We start from the raw sequence: 17,738 nt of genomic DNA on the forward strand, positions 1-17,738 counted from the left end.
AGTAATGAAGAGATTAATAACCCTAAGTCTGATTTTCTTTTGCAGTTGTGCAATAGCACAGGTGCAGTTTAAAAGCGGGCCATCGGGTTTCTCGTCATTCCTTAGGAATAACACCATATATCCTCAGTTTTCTAAGCAAAACTGCATACAGGGAACGGTAAATGTAAGCTTTAAACTTGATCAGAACGGCAAGGTTTACGCATCGAAAATTACCAAAGGAATTATATCCGAACTGGATGACGAAGCCCTTCGGCTGGTACGGTTAAGTAGTGGTAAATGGCAGGTTCCTGCAGGTTATGATACTACAATTTCCGTTGTTGTTCCGGTAAATTTTAAACTATCGGGCTATGACTGTGAAGGTAAAAGCAGCAACGAAATAAAAGCATCTATTGTAGCCTATCAGGCAGAAGAAGGTTTAACCAATGCCGTAATTAATTTCTATAAAAATAAAGCACAGGCAAAACCTGGCCAGGAAGCGCAGATTGTTGCTATAAAATCTCAGCTTGGTATTGATGAGGAATACCTGGACGGCATAATCAAAACAGGGCTAAAAAAAATAAAACAGGGCGATAAGCAAGGAGCCTGTGAAGATTTTAATCTTGTTAAAAATTTAGGTAGCGACAAGGCTGATGATTACCTTTCGAAATATTGTAAATAATGCGCTTAGCAATTAGATTTTTTGGCCTTTTAGATATTATCAGTATCGGCCTTCTGGCTCAACCTTTTTGGGAAATTATTACCCATTTAAAAGAAATCCCTGATCAGGTTTTATCGCAAACAAGAGTTATATTAACCTTGCCCATGTTTGTATTGTTATTTATCTCTGCTGCAGGATTACTACTTGTACGCAAATTTGGATTCATCGCCTATTATATACAATTCCCATTCAGGTTAATTGTCTGGGTATTTTCAATTGGTTTTATTACCATGTTACCAGAATTGTTAAACCTGAACCAGACCTGGTTCGACATACTGTTTAAAATATGTTTTATAGCAGAGTTTTTCCGGTTATATTTCACCATCAGGATTCACAAACAGCTTTTTTAAATGATTACAGAAATTGCTGCGGGCAGAATTTTAGCTTCAACTGTGTTTAATTTGCCAATATATTCGCCATCAACCTGGAAATGTGCTTTATGTTTCGAGGAAATTTTCACCGCTGAGGTTTGAAATACTTCTATTTTTTCAGGATTGAAAGGTAATCTGGTTACCCAGATTTTCAGTATCTCGAGGTAGGAATAGTCTTTAACCAGCACCACTTCAAAAAGCTCATCATCTAACTTTCCATTAGGGTTTATTTTTAGGCCTGTACCATACATAGTCGCATTCGCAATGGCTACCATAGCCGCTTTCGATTTTATGGTTTCGCCTTTAAGTTTTAATTCAACATCCATTCTTTTATGGTTCCATAAGGCATGCCAGGTGGCTTTTGCATAGCCCCACATGCCACGTTCAGGAAGTGTATCGAATTTGTTTACCAGGTAGGCATTAAATCCTAAATCGGCAAGGTGAATGCATATTTCATCGTTTATTTTAACCACATGAATTTTTTCCGGCTTCCCGGTTTCAATGAAGTTAAGTGCTTCGGTAATGTTGGTTGGAATACCCAGTTCTTTTGCCATCCCATTGGCCGATCCCGCCGGAATAATTCCAATAGGTGTTTCAGTATTCAGCAAACATTCGGCAACAAGTTTAAGCGTTCCATCGCCACCTACCGCTATAACCTTATCCGCTTTGGCACTTTTAATTTTTTGCCTTATTTTTTCAATTGAACAGTCATCGGGCAATTCGTACAAGTCTGTTTCAACATCCTTCGATTCGAAATGCTTTGTAATTACTTCTTTTAAGTTGATGTTGTGGCTTCCCGAACCCGGGTTAATAATAAACAGTAATTTCATAAATGTTAAACCTGTTAAGGCTACTCCAAAACAACTTAATATGAATCTCTGTTTTAATTATGATGAATAAATCTGTAAGCTTGAAGATATACCATGGATATGGCCACACACACAATCTTGTGGTATATGGCCATGTCTTTAAACGAAAGGCTAAAAATAAACAGGTTTACAGCAATAATCTATTTACAAATATTGTTCATCTGCTAAAGTTATTCGTTTTAAAACCCTATCCCTTTGTGCAGGTAAGGTTGCAGTTTTTCGATCAGACGATATGCAATAAAACCGAAGGGGATGGTTTTTTTAAGTTTGAATTTAAAGCAGCACAAGATGTTAAAGCAGGATGGCATTTCGTAAAAGTAGAGGCACTTGATCAGCAGGGAAATGTATTGAGTACTGGTGAGGGTAAAATTTATGTCCCGCACATTACACAATACGCTTTTATTTCTGATGTTGACGATACGGTAATGGTTTCTCATTCTGCTACAATCGGAAGACGCTTAAGAGAGCTTTTTATAAAAAACCCACATACCCGGAAAACATTTCCGGATGCCGCTAATCATTATCAGCAACTGGCACTGGCCCATACAGCTGCCGACCAACCTAACCCTTTTTTTTATGTTAGCAGTAGTGAGTGGAATTTGTACGATTATCTTTTAGAAACGTTCAGGTTTAATAAACTGCCGGATGGTGCTTTTTTATTGAATACTTTAAAGCGATGGAAAGATTTAATCAAAACCGGGAAAACAGGGCACGAAGGAAAGCTGCTCCGTGTGATGCGCATTCTCGATGCTTTTCCAAACCAGAAATTTATCTTCTTTGGCGATAACTCTCAACAGGATCCGGCTATTTATACCGCCATTGCTGAGAAATATCCGCAGAATATCGAAGCTATTTATATCCGCAATATACGCCCCGAAAAAAAAGAAGAAACACAATCCACACTAAAAAAAGCTGAAGTAAAAAATATCCGCGTATGTCTTTTTAATAATAGCGCTGAAGCTATTGAACATTCTAAACAAATTGGCCTGATTAACTAGCTTATCGATTTGCCAAAAGGCGTAAATGCAAGGTTCATTAGTTTAAAATGCTGGCGGCCAAAAGGTATGCCTACAATGGTAAGACATAGTAAAATGCCAAAAAAGAAGTGTGTTAAAGCAATCCATAAACCTCCGCAGCAAATCCAGATGATATTCATTATTGTTGATAGGCAACCTGTATTTGAAGAAGTATCTTTTATTTTAACACCGAAAGGAGCCAGGCCAACTATGGCAAATTTAAAACATTGAATGCCAAATGGAATGCCAACAATTGTAAGGCATAGGATTAGCCCTCCAATCAGGTATTCGAAGAAAATAAAAATTCCACCAAAAATAATCCAGATAATATTGCCTAAAAAATTCATTATTGCTTTTTAAGGTTAAGATAAACTGAAATCAACTTTGTTACATCCAAAGCGTATAAGCGAAGCATAATTTTTTTATTTTAGGATACACACAAAAGAAACCCATTATGAAAAAATTATTTATTATGGCGACGGTCGTCGCCTGTTTTGCCTTTTCCAAAAGCCAGGCCCAGCAAGTTAACGGTATAAGGTTAACGGAGATTAACACACCCTATATTGAAATTTATGAAGATGTAATATGGTTTAGCGATAAGGTAGGAATAAGGCTAAATTATGGACAGTTAATGGAATCAAGAGAAAATTCACTCATAAAAGATGATAATGGTAAAAAGCTTGAGTTTAATTCCCTGTTAGATTGCGTAAACAAAATGAAAAGCTATGGTTATGAACTTTTTCAAGCCCGTGAAATACAAAGTGGGAAAGACAACAGCTATACTAAATACACGCTGAAAAAAATATAATAGTTGATTTTAGCAAGGTCGCCGTATTACAGCGACCTTGTTAGTTAGATGAAATCCAGTGTATTAAATTTCTTATTCAGTATATCAGCATTATTTACGTCAAGCCATTTATCTAAAATGGTACCGTAAACTTGTCTGAAATCTAATTGATATTTCAAATCACCAGTATCCAAGTCGCTTAAATTAGGTGCCTCATTAAAAATTCCCTGTTTTTTTAATTTACCGCCAAAAATAAACATGTTATTTGCCGTTCCATGATCGGTTCCGTTACTTGCATTTTGTTCAACGCGGCGCCCGAATTCAGAGAAAGTAACAACTAACGTATCATCAAGCTTGTTGTTTGTTTTTAAATCTTTCAAGAACGCCGCCATGCCCTCACTATATTGTTTAAGCAGGTTGCCTTGTTGTTGCAACTGGTTTACGTGCGTATCAAAACCACTTAACGAAACATAGTAAACCCTGGTTTTTAATCCCGAAGAAATAAATTTCGAAACTGTTTTTAACTGGTTGGCAAAGCCCGATTGAGGGTAAGTTGCCTTGTTCTGGTAAATTTTAGAGGTATTCTGGATATAACTTGCCGACGATGAAGTTTCAATCATGGTTTTGTACAGATAGCCTAAATTGTCTTCATCTAAATGTTCTTTATCATTCTGGAGCATCGCCTTAAAAAACGGATCGTTGGTATTGCGAAAAAGTGCCGCCGGATCTTTCAATGCGATTCCTTTTTTAGTTTGCCCCTTCATGGCAAGCGAAAGCGAATCATCAACTTCTATGGCTGTGTAAGGGAATTTGCAGGTTTGGCAATTGCTGTCCAGGTAGCGTCCGATCCATCCGGTTGATAAAAACTGGTTGCTCTCACTCCCGGTTTGCCAGATATCCATCGAACGGAAATGAGAACGATCGGGATTAGGGTAGCCAACATCATTAATGATTGTCATCCAGCCCTGGTCATGGATTTCCTGCAAAGCGGCCATATTGGGGTTTAAGCCCTGCATGTCATTCATCTTGATCACATCTTCAGGTTTAATGGCTATTGATTTCCTTTTCTGGTAGTAAATGTCATTTCCAAAAGGGATAACGGTGTTTAATCCATCGTTACCGCCAGAAAGTTGTACAACAACCAGATTTTTATAAAGACTTAGCTCATCAAGCGCCATTGCCTCCAGGGGTTTCATAAATGCCGGAACGAAAAGTGATCCTGCTGCAACAAAACCTGTATTTCTTAAAAAACTTCTTCTGTCCATCCTTTTAAATTTTTGATGATGATTTCAGTAAAAACCTCCAATATTTATAAACTAACAAAGCTGATATTCGGGCATACTTGCAAGTTCTACCGATGTGCTTCTTAATCCTTTGTTATCGCTAATCATACCTGTGATTTTTTCGTTCAGCTTAGGTTGAAGTAAAAATTCAGCAAGCTCTACTGGTTTAATCCCCTTTGGTAAGGTATCTAAAAATTTCGGCCAATCAGCTTTTGCATCAACAAACGATTTGGGTTTAGTTTTAATGTTCGCATTAATCGTAGCTGTTCTGCTTTGTGCGATCACGGCTTCATCCTCAGGGTCTGCTTTGCCGCTAAAATCGATTTGTCCATCATTTAAAACTAAAGATGGAATGCGCATCCTTAACATTAGCGAAGAACTGTCTATCCAGCTTTGTCCACCTGGCCAGCCGGCTACATTTGGCGGGTTGAATAAATATTGCCCTAAACTGCTTTGCAATTGAATTAACACCTGTGGTTTATTGTAGGTAACATAAAATTCGCGGCTTAAGCCAACTAAAAATTCGGCAGGCGATTTAATTTTGGTTCCTACATTTTCGGCCGAGTAAAACCAGTCGGAAGTAAACATTTTCTTCATTAATTCTGAAATATCGTATTTAGAATTGAAGAAATGGGTGGCTAGTTCCTGTACATGTGCCTCATCGGGGTTATCGTTAACAAAAAATTTATACACTTTACGTGCTATAAAAGTTGCCGTTTCGGGTTTATCTAATATGATCTCGATAATGTTTTCACCGTCGAAATTGCCGATTTTTCCAAAGAAGGTCTTGGTACCAGTATCGTGCAGGTTTGGCCTGAAGATAAATGAACCGTCTTTATCGTACATCCAGCCGGTAAAAGAACGTGCCGATTCTTTTATGTCTTGTTCTGTATAATTTCCCCTGCCTAGCGTAAATAATTCCATAAGCTCGCGGGCGAAATTTTCATTTGGTTTACCTTTTCTGTTTTGCTGGTTATTCAGATACTGTAGCATTGCAGGCGATTTTGAAACTTCTACAAGAAGGATTTTAAAACTTCCTAAACCATTTGCTCTTTGAATATTATTGAGTTGCTGCGCAAACATGGGGTTGTTGCTGCGGCATGCAAAATGACCATGCCAAAAGAGTGTCATTTTCTCCCTGAGCGGACTAGGCGTATTAATCATTTTTTCAACCCAGGCGATATTTAAATCCCTGCTTTTTTCGTTTTGCATCCGCACAATTTCCTGGCGTTGTTTTTTCTCTTCGTCTGTCAGATCTTTTTTTGCATATAAACCTGCCTGCATTAAGAGTTGCTGTTTAGATGCCTCATTGTCGATTAAGGTAATATCATCCTTCTCCTTTGGCTCTTTAAATAAGCCATCAACAACTTTATTGAAGTTTTTTTTACTTAATTTGTGTAAATCAGTATAGGAAATACCAAAGCCAGCACGGTTGTAAAGATGTTTTACTTTATAGAAATTATCTTTCGGGCTCATAATGACAGTTTTATTAGTATGACTTATTTAAAACGCGGGGGTTTAATCTTTGTTTCGTTAATCATTTTAATATATGTTCTTTCAACTATTAGATCATGATATAAGTTTCCCTAATCCTGCATTGGCAGAAGAGGATGGTCTGCTTGCAGTTGGAGGAGATTTGAGTCTGAAAAGACTTCTTCTGGCCTATTCAAATGGTATTTTTCCCTGGTTTAGCGAGGGTGATCCGATTTTGTGGTACTCACCCCATCAGCGGTGCGTAATTTATCCCGAGAAGATAAAGATTAGCAAGAGCATGAAAAAGGTAATTAAAGATGAAGTTTTTAACATAACTTTTGATAAAGCCTTTGCCGAGGTGATTGCAAACTGTGCATCTACGCCCAGGGCAGGACAAGATGGAACATGGATAACAAATGAAATGCAGGAAGCCTATATTAATTTGCACCGAAACGGCTTTGCCCACAGTGTGGAAGTATGGCTTGGTGATGTACTTGTTGGTGGGTTATACGGGATAAAAATTAACCATGTTTTTTGTGGCGAAAGTATGTTTAGCCATGTGAGCAATGCCTCAAAAGCAGCGCTTATTTATTTAAGTAAAACGGATATCCGTTTAATTGACTGCCAGTTGCCAAATGATCATTTATTGAGTTTAGGTGCGAAAATGATAAGCCGGAAAACTTATATGACTATTTTAAAGGCAGAATAAACATTAGGGATGTTGTTATAAAATAAAAAAAGCCCCGAGAAAATCGAGGCTTTTTTGTTTGTAAGGGTTAAATTATAACTCTCTTACCCAGATATTTCTGAAGCTGATGGCAGGACTAGGGTCGCCATGATCTTGAAGCTTAATTGATGCAGGACCATGTTTTTTGTATTGCGGCGCACCGATATATCTTGTTTCACCTTTTAAAACATAACCATTCTGAAGTAGTACACCATTTAAAAATAACGTAACACTAGCTGGCTTCAACAAGCTGCCATCTTCGTTAAAACGTGGCGCATTCCAGATAATATCGTAATACTGCCATTCTCCTGGTTTTTTATTGGCATTTGCCAGAGGAGTAGCCTGTTTGTAAACACTTCCGGTTTGGCCGTTCACGTAAGTTTTATTATTGTAGGCATCCATGATCTGGATTTCATAACCATCATCGCCACCACCTGTAGAGGCAAGGAATACACCGCTGTTACCACGTGCTTGCCCTTCTCCTGAAATATTTGCAGGTATTTTCCACTCCAGGTGAAGCTGGTAGTCGGTAAATTTTTTATTGGTTTCAATATTCCCAGTTCCTTTTTTTACGGTAAAGAAACCATCATCAATCGTCCATCCGGCAGGTTTTGAAGGGTCTTTTACAGAGTGCCAAGCATCAAGGTTTCTGCCATTAAATAAAACTATGGCATCAGACGGCGCTTCCTGAGGTAAATTACCAGGAGTAACCACTTTTGGAACAGGTTCCCAAACTTCGGTGGTTTTAGGATCTTTGGCCGGGTCGATTTTTTTATCTTGTGCCATTGCCTGCATTGAAAAGAATGCTGGAATAAATAATAATGCGTATTTGCTCATAATTACAGATTAACTGTTTAAAGTTAACCGAATTATTAATAAATGAAAATTTAGTATTCAATTTATTACGCCAAATCATCAACAAAATAAGATTCAGTTAAGATAACTTCGTCGGGAGCAATGCTTTCCTTTTGTTGTTCAGCAATATCCCGCATCGGACAATATCCCGTTATTCCCCTGTAAAGTAAGCCCGCACCGATTGCTGCACCTGTTAAGCCTAAAACAGGGTGTGAAAATAAACCGCTTAAGCCCTTATAAATTAAATATGTGCCTGCTGCACCTGAAAGCCAACGTTCAGAGCGGGAAACGTTTTCATATAGCTCAGGATATCTCCAGGCTTCTTTAATGTTATTTATCGTGGTATTTAAATCTTCGTTTGTCATGATCGTAATATTTTTACTTATATAACAAACAGAATTTGAATGGGTTTTAAATGAATAAAGATTAGTATTTGGCATGCACGAAGATTAACATGCTATTCTGTATATCCTTAAGAAAATAATCTACTTTAAAATATCCCTGATATCCTCTTTACTTAAAGATTTAAAGAAACTTTCTTCTGTAGTAATTAATGAATTGGCAAGCGATTTTTTGCGTTTTTGTAAGGCAAGAATTTTTTCCTCAACGGTATCTTTTGCGATGAACTTATAGATGAAAACCTTTTTATCCTGGCCTATGCGGTGTGTTCTGTCGATGGCCTGTTGCTCAACCGCCGGATTCCACCAGGGGTCTAAAATGAAAACGTAATCAGCCTGTGTTAGGTTTAAACCAACACCACCGGCTTTTATAGAAATTAGAAAAACCTTTAAATCTTCATTCTGTTGAAACGCTGAAACAATTTCACCGCGGTTTCTTGTTGCGCCATCAAGGTAAGAGAAGGGTATATTTTCTTTTTCAAAGTGTTGCTTGAAAATATCAAGGTGCTTAACAAACTGAGAAAATACAAGCACTTTATGCCCGCCCTTTAATACGTTGTCGAGCGTGTGGATTACATTTTCGAACTTTCCTGAATCAGAAACATAAGTGTCATCAATCATTATCGGATGGTTGGCCAGCTGGCGTAAAGCTGTTAGGCCTTGCAACAACTGAACCTGCTTTTGTGCAAAAGTTCCATCATCCATACTTTGCAATAAATCATTGCGGTAAGCAGATTTGGTTTTTTCATAGTAAGCCGCCTGGTCTTCGCTCATGTCGCAGTAAATAACCTGCTCTGTTTTTGGCGGCAACTCTGCTGCAACCTGTTCCTTGGTTCTGCGTAAAACAAAGGGTTTAATTATCGATTGTAGCTTTCTGGCTTTCTCTTCATCCTTTTTCTTCTCAATTGCTTGTACATATTCCTCGTAGAAAAACGCCTGTGTTCCAAGTAAGCCTGGATTTAAGAATGTCAGCTGCGACCATAAATCGCCTACAGAGTTTTCTACCGGCGTACCACTTAATATTAACCTGTGCCTTGATTTTAAGCTTTTTACTGCTTTAAAAGACTTTGATGCCGGGTTTTTAATGTTTTGGCTTTCATCCAAAATTACATAGTTGAAATAGAAGTTTTTTAGTTCATCGATATCAACTCTCGTAACGCCATATGTAGTTATAATAATATCGTAGTTGGCAAAGTTGGCCACATCCTTGTTACGGTTTGTGCCTGTATGTGCAAGAATTTTTAGTTTCGGGGTGAATTTTTTTGCCTCCGTAAGCCAGTTATAAATCAGCGAAGTTGGCATGATGATCAATGAGGTGGTGTGGGTTTCTGCAAGCTGGTCATCTTCCTTAACCTTCTGAAGCATGGCGAGGGTTTGTATGGTTTTACCCAAACCCATGTCATCTGCTAAGCAACCACCAAAATTATATTCGCGTAAAAAACTAAACCAATTATAACCGGCTTTCTGGTAATCGCGTAGATTACCTTTAAAGTTTATAGGCATCTGCATGTCGGCAATATCTTCGAAATCGGTTAGGCGCTGTAGCTTGCGCTCGAGGGTTACATTAGCCAAACTGTCTTCAGCCAAATCATTAATCAGGCCAATGTGGTGTTTTTTAAGCTTTAAATTCTTACCAGTTTCAGCAAGGCTGAATAAACTCCCGTATTGCGTAAACCATTTATCAGGGATTATCGCGATTTCACCATCTGGAAGCGTAAATTCTCTCCTTTTGTGAAGAATGTGTTGTTTTAGTGATAAAAAAGGGATCTGGTATTTGCCAAACCAAACAACTGCATTTATATCAAACCAGTCGTTACCTTCTTTAACTTCAAGGTCGATTTTACTGGCACCAAAAACAAAGCGTTTCTGTCCGGTTGCCTGCTCAATTTCAAAGCCCGAAGCTTCGAGGATTTCGATATGTTCATTTACCCAGTTTATAGCTGCGTAGCTTGGGTTTTCTTCTGCAGAAATAACTTCAAGGTTGCTGAAAAGCGAACTTGTTTTTTTTAATCCTAATGATAAGAGTAAGGCAAATTGTTTTTTCTCCCAATCGGCAGAACGTTTTATGCGATGGAAAATGTAATTATCGGCGGTTTCCTCCAGTCTGACCGTAACCTTATGCGCATTTTCAACCGGGAAAATGTATTCGCCATATTTGAAATACAATTGTATCTGCGATAAGCCACCATCAACATATAATACTTTTACAACGGGTATTGCTTCGAACTGCTCTGTCCTGATCTCAAAACCTTCGGCGTAAACATGGTGCTTTTCAATCAGCGGGGCTACAAACTTTTCAAAATACGTAGCTTCTGTTGATTTTGGAATGGCAATGTATCTTTTGGCTAAAAATGGCTGAAGCTTTTTTCCTTCAATATCTTGATCAAAAAAGTACAGCACATCATTAAGTAACAGCCAGGCAGGCTTATTGCTGATGATTTGCGCTTCTTTGAACATAAATTCTATGCGCAGGTTCTGGTACTTGATGGTAGGGAAATAACGTGTTTCGGTTTCGTTCCTGCGGAAATGGAAAAGTATTGAAGCCGGTTCTGATGCCAGTTCAATTTTGCGTTCAACAGGCCAGCCATCTTTATCCATCAGGTAAAGCTCATCTTTAACTTTTAAAAGCTCGAGCGCCTCGGCAAGTTTTTTCTCTATTTTGGGCCTAACGTTTTCATAAAATTTGTCATCAAAAACTTTGGTGAAAAATTCAGTTGGCCTTATTAATTTTTTATAATGTTTTTTGATGAGCGAATCCTGTTCGATATCATCAAGAATTTTAATCAGCTTATAATCGATTTCACTTAAGCAGGCGTTGAATTCCTCTGCGGTATGCGTGAAAATTCTTTGATAAGTAAAAGAGAAATCGCCTTGAGGATTAAGCTGAACAACATGAGGCTCAATCAGATAGCCCAAATACTCATGTTTGCACAAAGAGTACACAACTTTACAGTTTTTAGCGCTATCTACACGTAACATTGATTGAGTTAAAATTTTTTAAAAGCTACCCGCTTAAAAAACTTTAAACTTACAATATTTTAAGATTACATCAAAAAAACTAACTGAAAAATAGCTGTAAAAAGCTGTTTTTGTTTATACCAATCATGAGGCGGGCCTCAAACTAAAAAGGCATCCTGAAATGAATCAGCATGCCTTTTGTAAGTTAATTATTTTGATGCTATTTCCAGCCGCCACCTAAGGCACGGTAAAGTTCTACTATCGATTGCAATTTTTGTAATCTATCATTAATGCCACTTAATTGTGCCGTTAATAAACTTTGCTCAGAAGTTAATACATCGGTGTAATTGGTTGCAGAACTGTAACGCAGTAATTCTTTTGTAAAGTCTACTGCTTTTGTTAAAGACGCGATTTGTTTTGCCCTGGTTTCCTCTTTTTCAGCAGCAGTCTGATAAGCGTATAAGGCATTCGATACTTCCTGTCCACCTGTTAGAAGCGTTTGCTGGAAAGTGTAAAATGCAATCTGTTGATTTGCCTGTGCCGTTGTTAAACGTGCCTTGTTGGCACCTTTGGCAAAAATCGGTTGTGTTAAACCTCCAACCAGGTTGTAAAAAATAGAGTTATCAAAAAAATTACTCAATTGTAAACTGGTTAAACCACCCGAGGCTGTTAAAGTTAAAGCCGGATAGAAATAAGTTTTAGCAACATTGGTGTTCTCAAATGCAGACCTGAATCCGAACTCTGCAGCAATTACATCCGGACGATTTTGCAACAGCTGTGCTGAGATACCGGTTTGTAAATTTGCATAAGGTACCTGCTGATCCAGAGTTGTACGGTTAATTGTGCCTGGTGCTTTCGCCAGTACAATGCTCAAAGCATTTTCAGCTTCTTTAATACTTCGTTTTAAATCGGGCAATGTAACCTGTGCAGCATATAAATTTGCTTCACTTTGTACCACAGCTGCTCCATTTACCACTGCACCTTCTTTTAAAGCCTTCATGGTTTCCACATCCTGGGTTCTGATTTTTATAGTCTGCTCCGTAATAGCCAGTTGTTTATCTAAAGCCAATAAAGTGTAGTAGCTCGTTGCTATTGTAGCGATTAATTGCGTTTGAACAGCACGCTTTGCCGCGTCGCTTTGTAATAGTGTGGCATAAGCTGCCCGTTTCGCACTGCTAAGTTTGCCCCAAATATCCGCTTCCCAGGCTGTGCTTAGTGCAGCTTTATAGGTTTGGGTTTCCAGGTTAATGTTTATTCCTGCAGGGAAATTTTGTGCAGCCGCAGAAGCTTTGTTATCGGTTACAGAAACATCGGCCTGTAAGCTTGGCAAAAATGCTGCACGGCTCTGACGTAATGTTGCTTCTGAAATTTTTATACGTTCAATCGCTTGTTTTAAATCGAGGTTTTGATTTATCCCCAGCTGAATCAAAGATTGTAACGTAGTATCAGAAAACAGATTTTTCCATGGCAAGTCGGCCATGGTAGTTGTATCTGTTGTGTTGTTATCACGGTATAAACCTTCACTTGTAAGCTGAGGGCGTTCGTATTTTTTAGTTACGCAGGCACTCAGGCTAAGTATGGTAAAACCGATTAATATAGAATACTTATATCTGAAATTCATGTTCTGTTAAATTAGTGTTTACTTTTAGCTGTTGCTAATTCGTATTCTTCAGGTGTTTGCTCTTTTTCAATTCCTTCATCAAAAGGCGATTTATTGCTCACTCTTTCCTGAAGGCCCTGGAAGATGATAAATAAAGCAGGGATAACAAATACCCCGAAAAGTGTTCCGATTAACATACCACCAACGGCACCTGTACCAATAGATTTGTTACCCGATGCGCCAACACCCGATGATAACATCAGTGGTAATAAACCTAAAATAAAGGCGAAAGAGGTCATTAAAATTGGTCGCAAACGTGCTGTTGCCCCATCAATGGCCGCATTGGTAATGCTCATGCCTTTTCTTCTTCTGTCAACCGCATACTCTACAATCAAAATGGCATTTTTCGCTAGTAAACCAACTAGCATGATGAGCGTAATCTGTGTATAGATATTATTATCGATACCAAATATTTTATCGAAAACGAATACGCCGGCTAAACCTACTGGTAATGAAATTAATACTGCTAATGGTAAAATATAACTTTCGTATTGTGCAGCAAGTAAGAAGTACACGAAAACCACACAAAGTAAAAAGATGAACACTGTTTGGCTACCGCTACTCATTTCCTCACGTGATAAACCTGAGAACTCGTAACCGTAACCAGCAGGTAAGCTTTCTGCAGCTACTTCCTGCACCGCTTTTAAGGCATCACCTGAACTATAACCCGCATTCGGGTTACCTGTTACAGAAATTGAGGTAAACAGGTTAAAGCGTGAAATTGCTTGTGGCCCATAAACTTTGGTTAACGTAATAAACTCTGAAACAGGAGCCATCTGTCCTGAACTATTCCTGACAAAAATACGTGTTAAGGTTTGTTCGTTAGCACGGTAAGCAGCATCAGCCTGGTACATTACACGGAACTGTTTACCATATTTATTAAAGTTAGAGGCATAAACACCACCATAGTAACCTTGCATTACACCCAAAACATCGGCAACAGTTAAACCTGCCTGTTTTACTTTGGCTACATTAACATCAATCTGATATTGTGGGAAGTTAGGGTTAAATGATGTTGAGGCATACTGAATTTCAGGGCGTTTACTCAGCGCAGCCAGGAATCCATTACCTATCTCGTTAAACTTTTTAATATCGCCTCCGGTTTTATCCTGTAACTGAAACTCGAAACCACCACTCGTACCGAAACCCTGAATGGTTGGCGGAGCAAAAAAGATGATTTTAGCACCTTTAATATTAGCGGTTTTAGCAAAGAGCTCACCAATGATAGCTTTCACATCACGTTTACGTTCATTCCAGGGAATTAGTCTTGAAATTACCATACCGTAAGAACTTCCTGAACCACTGATCATACTACGGCCCACAACCCTTAAGGTGTTTCTGATTTCCGGAATCCCGTGTGCGATGCTATCGATTTTTGCAATTACGATATTGGTTTCTTCCTGCGATGTTCCGGCTGGCAATGAAATATCTGACATTACAGTACCTAAATCTTCATTAGGTACGAAACCTTTAGGTGTTGTATTCATGGTCCATATTAATGCAACAGTAAAGAATGCAATAATCAAACCTACAATCCATTTCGCGTGCGATAAGAAACTTACCGATTTTTTATACTTATTGGTTACCGCATCAAATCCGGTATTAAATGCAGCATAAAAACGTTCCAGGAAATTTTTCTTCTTGCCATGCTCATCTGCATGCGGTTTTAAAAACAAAGCGCACAAAGCCGGACTTAAAGTTAAAGCGTTAATTGCAGACAGGATAATGGAAATGGCGAGTGTTAAACCGAATTGTTTGTAAAATACACCTGATGAACCAGATATAAAACTAACCGGGATAAATACCGCTGCCATCACCAACGTAATGGAAATAATTGCACCACTGATATCATCCATTGCATCTATTGTTGCTTTCTTGGCATCGGTATAACCTTCATCAAGTTTGGCATGCACAGCCTCAACCACTACAATGGCATCATCAACCACAATACCAATTGCCAGTACAAGTGCAAAGAGCGTAAGTAAGTTAATGGTAAAACCAAATAAACTCAGGAAGAAGAATGTACCTATAATAGCTACCGGAACACTAATGGCGGGGATTAGTGTAGAACGGAAATCCTGTAAGAAAATAAATACCACAAGGAAAACCAGGATAAATGCCTCGATTAAAGTGTGGATTACTTTCTCAATTGATGCATCAAGGAAGTCATTAACGTTAACCAATGTAGAGTAATGAACACCTTTAGGGAAAGATTTTTGAGCTTCATCTAAAGTTTTAATCGAGTTTTCAATTACTTCCTTTGCATTTGAACCTGCAGTTTGGTTAATCGCGATACCTAATGCCTGTTTGCCGTTAAATTTAACCGAACTGGCATAACTTTGTGCACCAAGCTCTATTCTCGCAATATCTTTTAAACGAAGAATTTGTCCGTTTGAGGCCGTTTTAATAATGATATCGCCAAATTGTGCCTCATCTTTTAACCTGCCGGTATATTTCAAGGTATATTGAAAAGCCTGGTTGCCCTGCTCGCCAAACTGCCCTGGAGCAGCCTCAACGTTTTGGTCGGCCAAAGCTGTATTAACGTCGCCTGGAACTAAACCATAGGTCGCCATAACATCAGGTTTTAACCAGATTCTCATGGTATAATCTAACGTTCCGAAAGCACTTGCATCACCCACACCATTAATACGTTTAATTTGCGGGATGATGTTAATGTTTGCATAGTTCTGCAAGAACTTCTGGTCGTAAGAAGGATCATCACTATACAAACCAAAAATTAATACGTTACTTGCTTGTCTTTTCGCAGTAATTACCCCCGATTTTGTAACCTCGGCAGGTAATAAACTTGTAGCCCTTGCAACACGGTTTTGAACGTTAACCGCAGCCAAATCTGGATTTGTACCTAATTTAAAGTTTACCGTAATGGTAGCCGTACCGTCGTTACTGGCTGAGGAAGTCATGTATGTCATGTCTTCCACACCATTAATTTGTTCTTCGAGCGGAACAACAACGCTGTTCATTACCACATCGGCGTTGGCACCCTGGTATGAAGTAGAAACCTGCACGGTTGGTGGTGCAATTTCAGGATATTGTGAAACCGGTAATGTGGCTAAACCTAAAACACCGAGAATTACGATGATGATGGATATAACCGTAGACAGAACCGGTCTTTCTATAAATTTCTTAAACATAATTTTTAATTACGATTGGTGATATACGATCTAAGGAATCGTTATTTTTTTATATCAGAATAAACTGAATCGGCACTTTTTTCTTCTGGTTTTATTTTAGCACCATCTTTTAACGATTGGAAGCCTTCCAGAACAATTTTATCGCCTGCCTTTAATCCTTTGGTAACCACATAAAACTTATCCTTAGCTAAACTCATAATCTGAATTTCGGTGCTGGTAATTTTTGCTGAATCGCCTAAAACATACACAAACTTCTTCCCTTGCAAATCGACAGTAGATTTCTGCGGAACTAAAATTGCGTTCTCAACTTTTTGAGGGATTCTAACCGAAGCACTTCCGCCCGACTTTAGTAAAGCAATCGGGTTAGGGAATGTTGCCCTTAAACTGGCAGAACCAGTGTTGGTGTTAATCTGGCTGTTAATCGATTCGATTTTCCCATTTTGGGCGTACACCGTTCCATCAGCTAAAACCAGGCTAACGGCCGGGATATTTTTCATTTGTTGTGCCAGGGTATTTCCTTTATAGGTGTTCGAAAAATCTAAAAGCTGCTTTTCGTTAAGTGAGAAATATGCATAAACTTTTGAGGTGTTTGATACCGTAGTTAGCGGTTCAGTACTCGAGCTGCTAACTAAACTTCCGTTACGGAAAGGGATGCTGCCTACAATTCCATCAACAGGACTGGTAATTGAGGTATAACTTAAGTTTACCTGAGCGTTTACCAAAGCAGCTTTTGCTTGTGCTAATGCTGCTTTTTTGCTTTGTAAAGTTAATTGGGCAGCATCTAGATCGTATTTGCTGATGATATCCTTCTCTACAAGTGGCTTCGTTTTATTAACCTGAAGCTGAGCGGCAACAACATCGGCCTCAGCACTGCTGATTGCAGCTTTGGCAGTTCTTACTTCCTGCTCGTATTGTGGTGCCATTATGGTGAAAAGTAACTGGCCTTTTTTTACCACCGCACCTTCATCTACCAGTATTTTCTGAATGAAACCATCCACCTTCGGGCGGACATCAATATTTTGAATACCTTCGATGGTTGCCGGGTAATCTGAATTTAATTCTGTTGTTTGTGCACTAACGGTAAATACCGGGTAAGCTTGTGGACCAGCCGCTGCTGCAGCTGCCGCCTTTTTTGCATCATCGTTGCCGCCGCACGATGCTAAAACCATAGCAATGCTGATACCAAAAAAGAGAGTTGTTACTTTTCTCATGGACTATTCTTGTGTGTGTTTAAATTTAATTTCCGGGGTAAAAAGCGTTATCAAAAATTTTGTTTCGATTTTCGCGATTTGTGTCCAAAAATAGAGCCTAAAAAAAAATAAGTCTGTCCAAATTCTGTCATTTAATCAATCGATTGATTTATTTTGTGTCTTGAAATGGTCAGAAATGTATTTAAATAGCTGTTTTAAAGTTGATTAAGTGCTTTTTTGGTGTGTGTAAATAAATTGCGACAGATGTTAAAAGCTGTTAAACGGCTTTGTATTGTACTGTT

Annotated in this window: 15 protein-coding genes; 5 read left to right on the plus strand and 10 right to left on the minus strand. The window is 38.6% G+C overall.

Annotated elements, in window-relative coordinates:
• The first annotated feature begins 4 nt into the window (after positions 1–4).
• Complete coding sequence (locus R2R71_RS07885; RefSeq protein WP_316830718.1) at positions 5–658, plus strand: TonB family protein; 654 nt, start codon at positions 5–7, stop codon at positions 656–658.
• A complete protein-coding gene (locus R2R71_RS07890; protein ID WP_316830719.1) occupies positions 658–1,047 on the plus strand; it encodes a hypothetical protein in 390 nt (129 codons plus the stop codon). Before R2R71_RS07885 ends, R2R71_RS07890 begins: the two co-directional genes overlap by 1 nt.
• On the opposite strand, the gene R2R71_RS07895 is transcribed toward R2R71_RS07890, so the two are convergent.
• Positions 1,044–1,898, minus strand: a complete 855-nt coding sequence (locus R2R71_RS07895) for a diacylglycerol/lipid kinase family protein (RefSeq protein ID WP_316830720.1) — start codon at positions 1,896–1,898, stop codon at positions 1,044–1,046. The two genes, R2R71_RS07890 and R2R71_RS07895, sit on opposite strands and share 4 nt — an antisense overlap.
• A gap of 59 nt (positions 1,899–1,957) precedes the next feature.
• On the opposite strand from R2R71_RS07895, the gene R2R71_RS07900 reads away from it, so the two are divergent.
• Entirely contained in the window at positions 1,958–2,935 is a 978-nt protein-coding gene (locus R2R71_RS07900; RefSeq protein ID WP_316830721.1) for an App1 family protein, read from the plus strand.
• Here R2R71_RS07900 and R2R71_RS07905 read toward each other — a convergent pair.
• The gene (locus R2R71_RS07905) at positions 2,932–3,300 is read right to left on the minus strand and encodes a YccF domain-containing protein (RefSeq protein WP_316830722.1); all 369 of its coding nucleotides are present in this window, start codon (positions 3,298–3,300) and stop codon (positions 2,932–2,934) included. The two genes, R2R71_RS07900 and R2R71_RS07905, sit on opposite strands and share 4 nt — an antisense overlap.
• A gap of 107 nt (positions 3,301–3,407) precedes the next feature.
• On the opposite strand from R2R71_RS07905, the gene R2R71_RS07910 reads away from it, so the two are divergent.
• Positions 3,408–3,761 carry a hypothetical protein gene (locus tag R2R71_RS07910; RefSeq protein WP_316830723.1) on the plus strand — a complete coding sequence of 118 codons (354 nt, stop codon included), beginning with the start codon at positions 3,408–3,410 and terminating at the stop codon, positions 3,759–3,761.
• Between the two features lie 44 nt (positions 3,762–3,805).
• Here R2R71_RS07910 and R2R71_RS07915 read toward each other — a convergent pair whose 3' ends face one another.
• Both R2R71_RS07915 and R2R71_RS07920 read right to left on the minus strand, forming a co-directional pair.
• Positions 3,806–5,005 carry a DUF1501 domain-containing protein gene (locus R2R71_RS07915; protein ID WP_316830724.1) on the minus strand — a complete coding sequence of 400 codons (1,200 nt, stop codon included), beginning with the start codon at positions 5,003–5,005 and terminating at the stop codon, positions 3,806–3,808.
• A 51-nt stretch (positions 5,006–5,056) separates the two neighbouring features.
• A complete protein-coding gene (locus R2R71_RS07920) occupies positions 5,057–6,499 on the minus strand; it encodes a DUF1800 domain-containing protein (protein ID WP_316830725.1) in 1,443 nt (480 codons plus the stop codon).
• A 73-nt stretch (positions 6,500–6,572) separates the two neighbouring features.
• On the opposite strand from R2R71_RS07920, the gene aat reads away from it, so the two are divergent.
• Positions 6,573–7,205, plus strand: a complete 633-nt coding sequence (gene aat, locus R2R71_RS07925) for a leucyl/phenylalanyl-tRNA--protein transferase (RefSeq protein ID WP_316830726.1) — start codon at positions 6,573–6,575, stop codon at positions 7,203–7,205.
• 72 nt (positions 7,206–7,277) lie between these two features.
• Here aat and R2R71_RS07930 read toward each other — a convergent pair whose 3' ends face one another.
• The 6 genes from R2R71_RS07930 to R2R71_RS07955 all read right to left on the minus strand — a co-directional run bounded on the left by R2R71_RS07930 (position 7,278) and on the right by R2R71_RS07955 (position 17,457).
• A complete protein-coding gene (locus tag R2R71_RS07930) occupies positions 7,278–8,060 on the minus strand; it encodes a DUF1080 domain-containing protein (RefSeq protein ID WP_316830727.1) in 783 nt (260 codons plus the stop codon).
• A gap of 65 nt (positions 8,061–8,125) precedes the next feature.
• Positions 8,126–8,443 (minus strand): DUF2892 domain-containing protein, encoded by a 318-nt coding sequence (locus tag R2R71_RS07935; RefSeq protein WP_316830728.1) that lies wholly within the window; start codon positions 8,441–8,443, stop codon positions 8,126–8,128.
• Between the two features lie 120 nt (positions 8,444–8,563).
• Positions 8,564–11,455: a DEAD/DEAH box helicase gene (locus tag R2R71_RS07940; protein WP_316830729.1), complete on the minus strand. Its 2,892-nt coding sequence runs from the start codon at positions 11,453–11,455 to the stop codon at positions 8,564–8,566.
• Between the two features lie 199 nt (positions 11,456–11,654).
• On the minus strand, positions 11,655–13,055 hold the full coding sequence (locus tag R2R71_RS07945) for an efflux transporter outer membrane subunit (protein ID WP_316830730.1): 1,401 nt from the start codon (positions 13,053–13,055) through the stop codon (positions 11,655–11,657).
• Between the two features lie 11 nt (positions 13,056–13,066).
• Positions 13,067–16,246: an efflux RND transporter permease subunit gene (locus R2R71_RS07950; RefSeq protein WP_316830731.1), complete on the minus strand. Its 3,180-nt coding sequence runs from the start codon at positions 16,244–16,246 to the stop codon at positions 13,067–13,069.
• A 41-nt stretch (positions 16,247–16,287) separates the two neighbouring features.
• The gene (locus tag R2R71_RS07955) at positions 16,288–17,457 is read right to left on the minus strand and encodes an efflux RND transporter periplasmic adaptor subunit (protein WP_316830732.1); all 1,170 of its coding nucleotides are present in this window, start codon (positions 17,455–17,457) and stop codon (positions 16,288–16,290) included.
• Positions 17,458–17,738 lie beyond the last annotated feature (281 nt).

This window comes from Pedobacter aquatilis, from assembly GCF_032678405.1.
GTDB lineage: Bacteria > Bacteroidota > Bacteroidia > Sphingobacteriales > Sphingobacteriaceae > Pedobacter > Pedobacter aquatilis_A.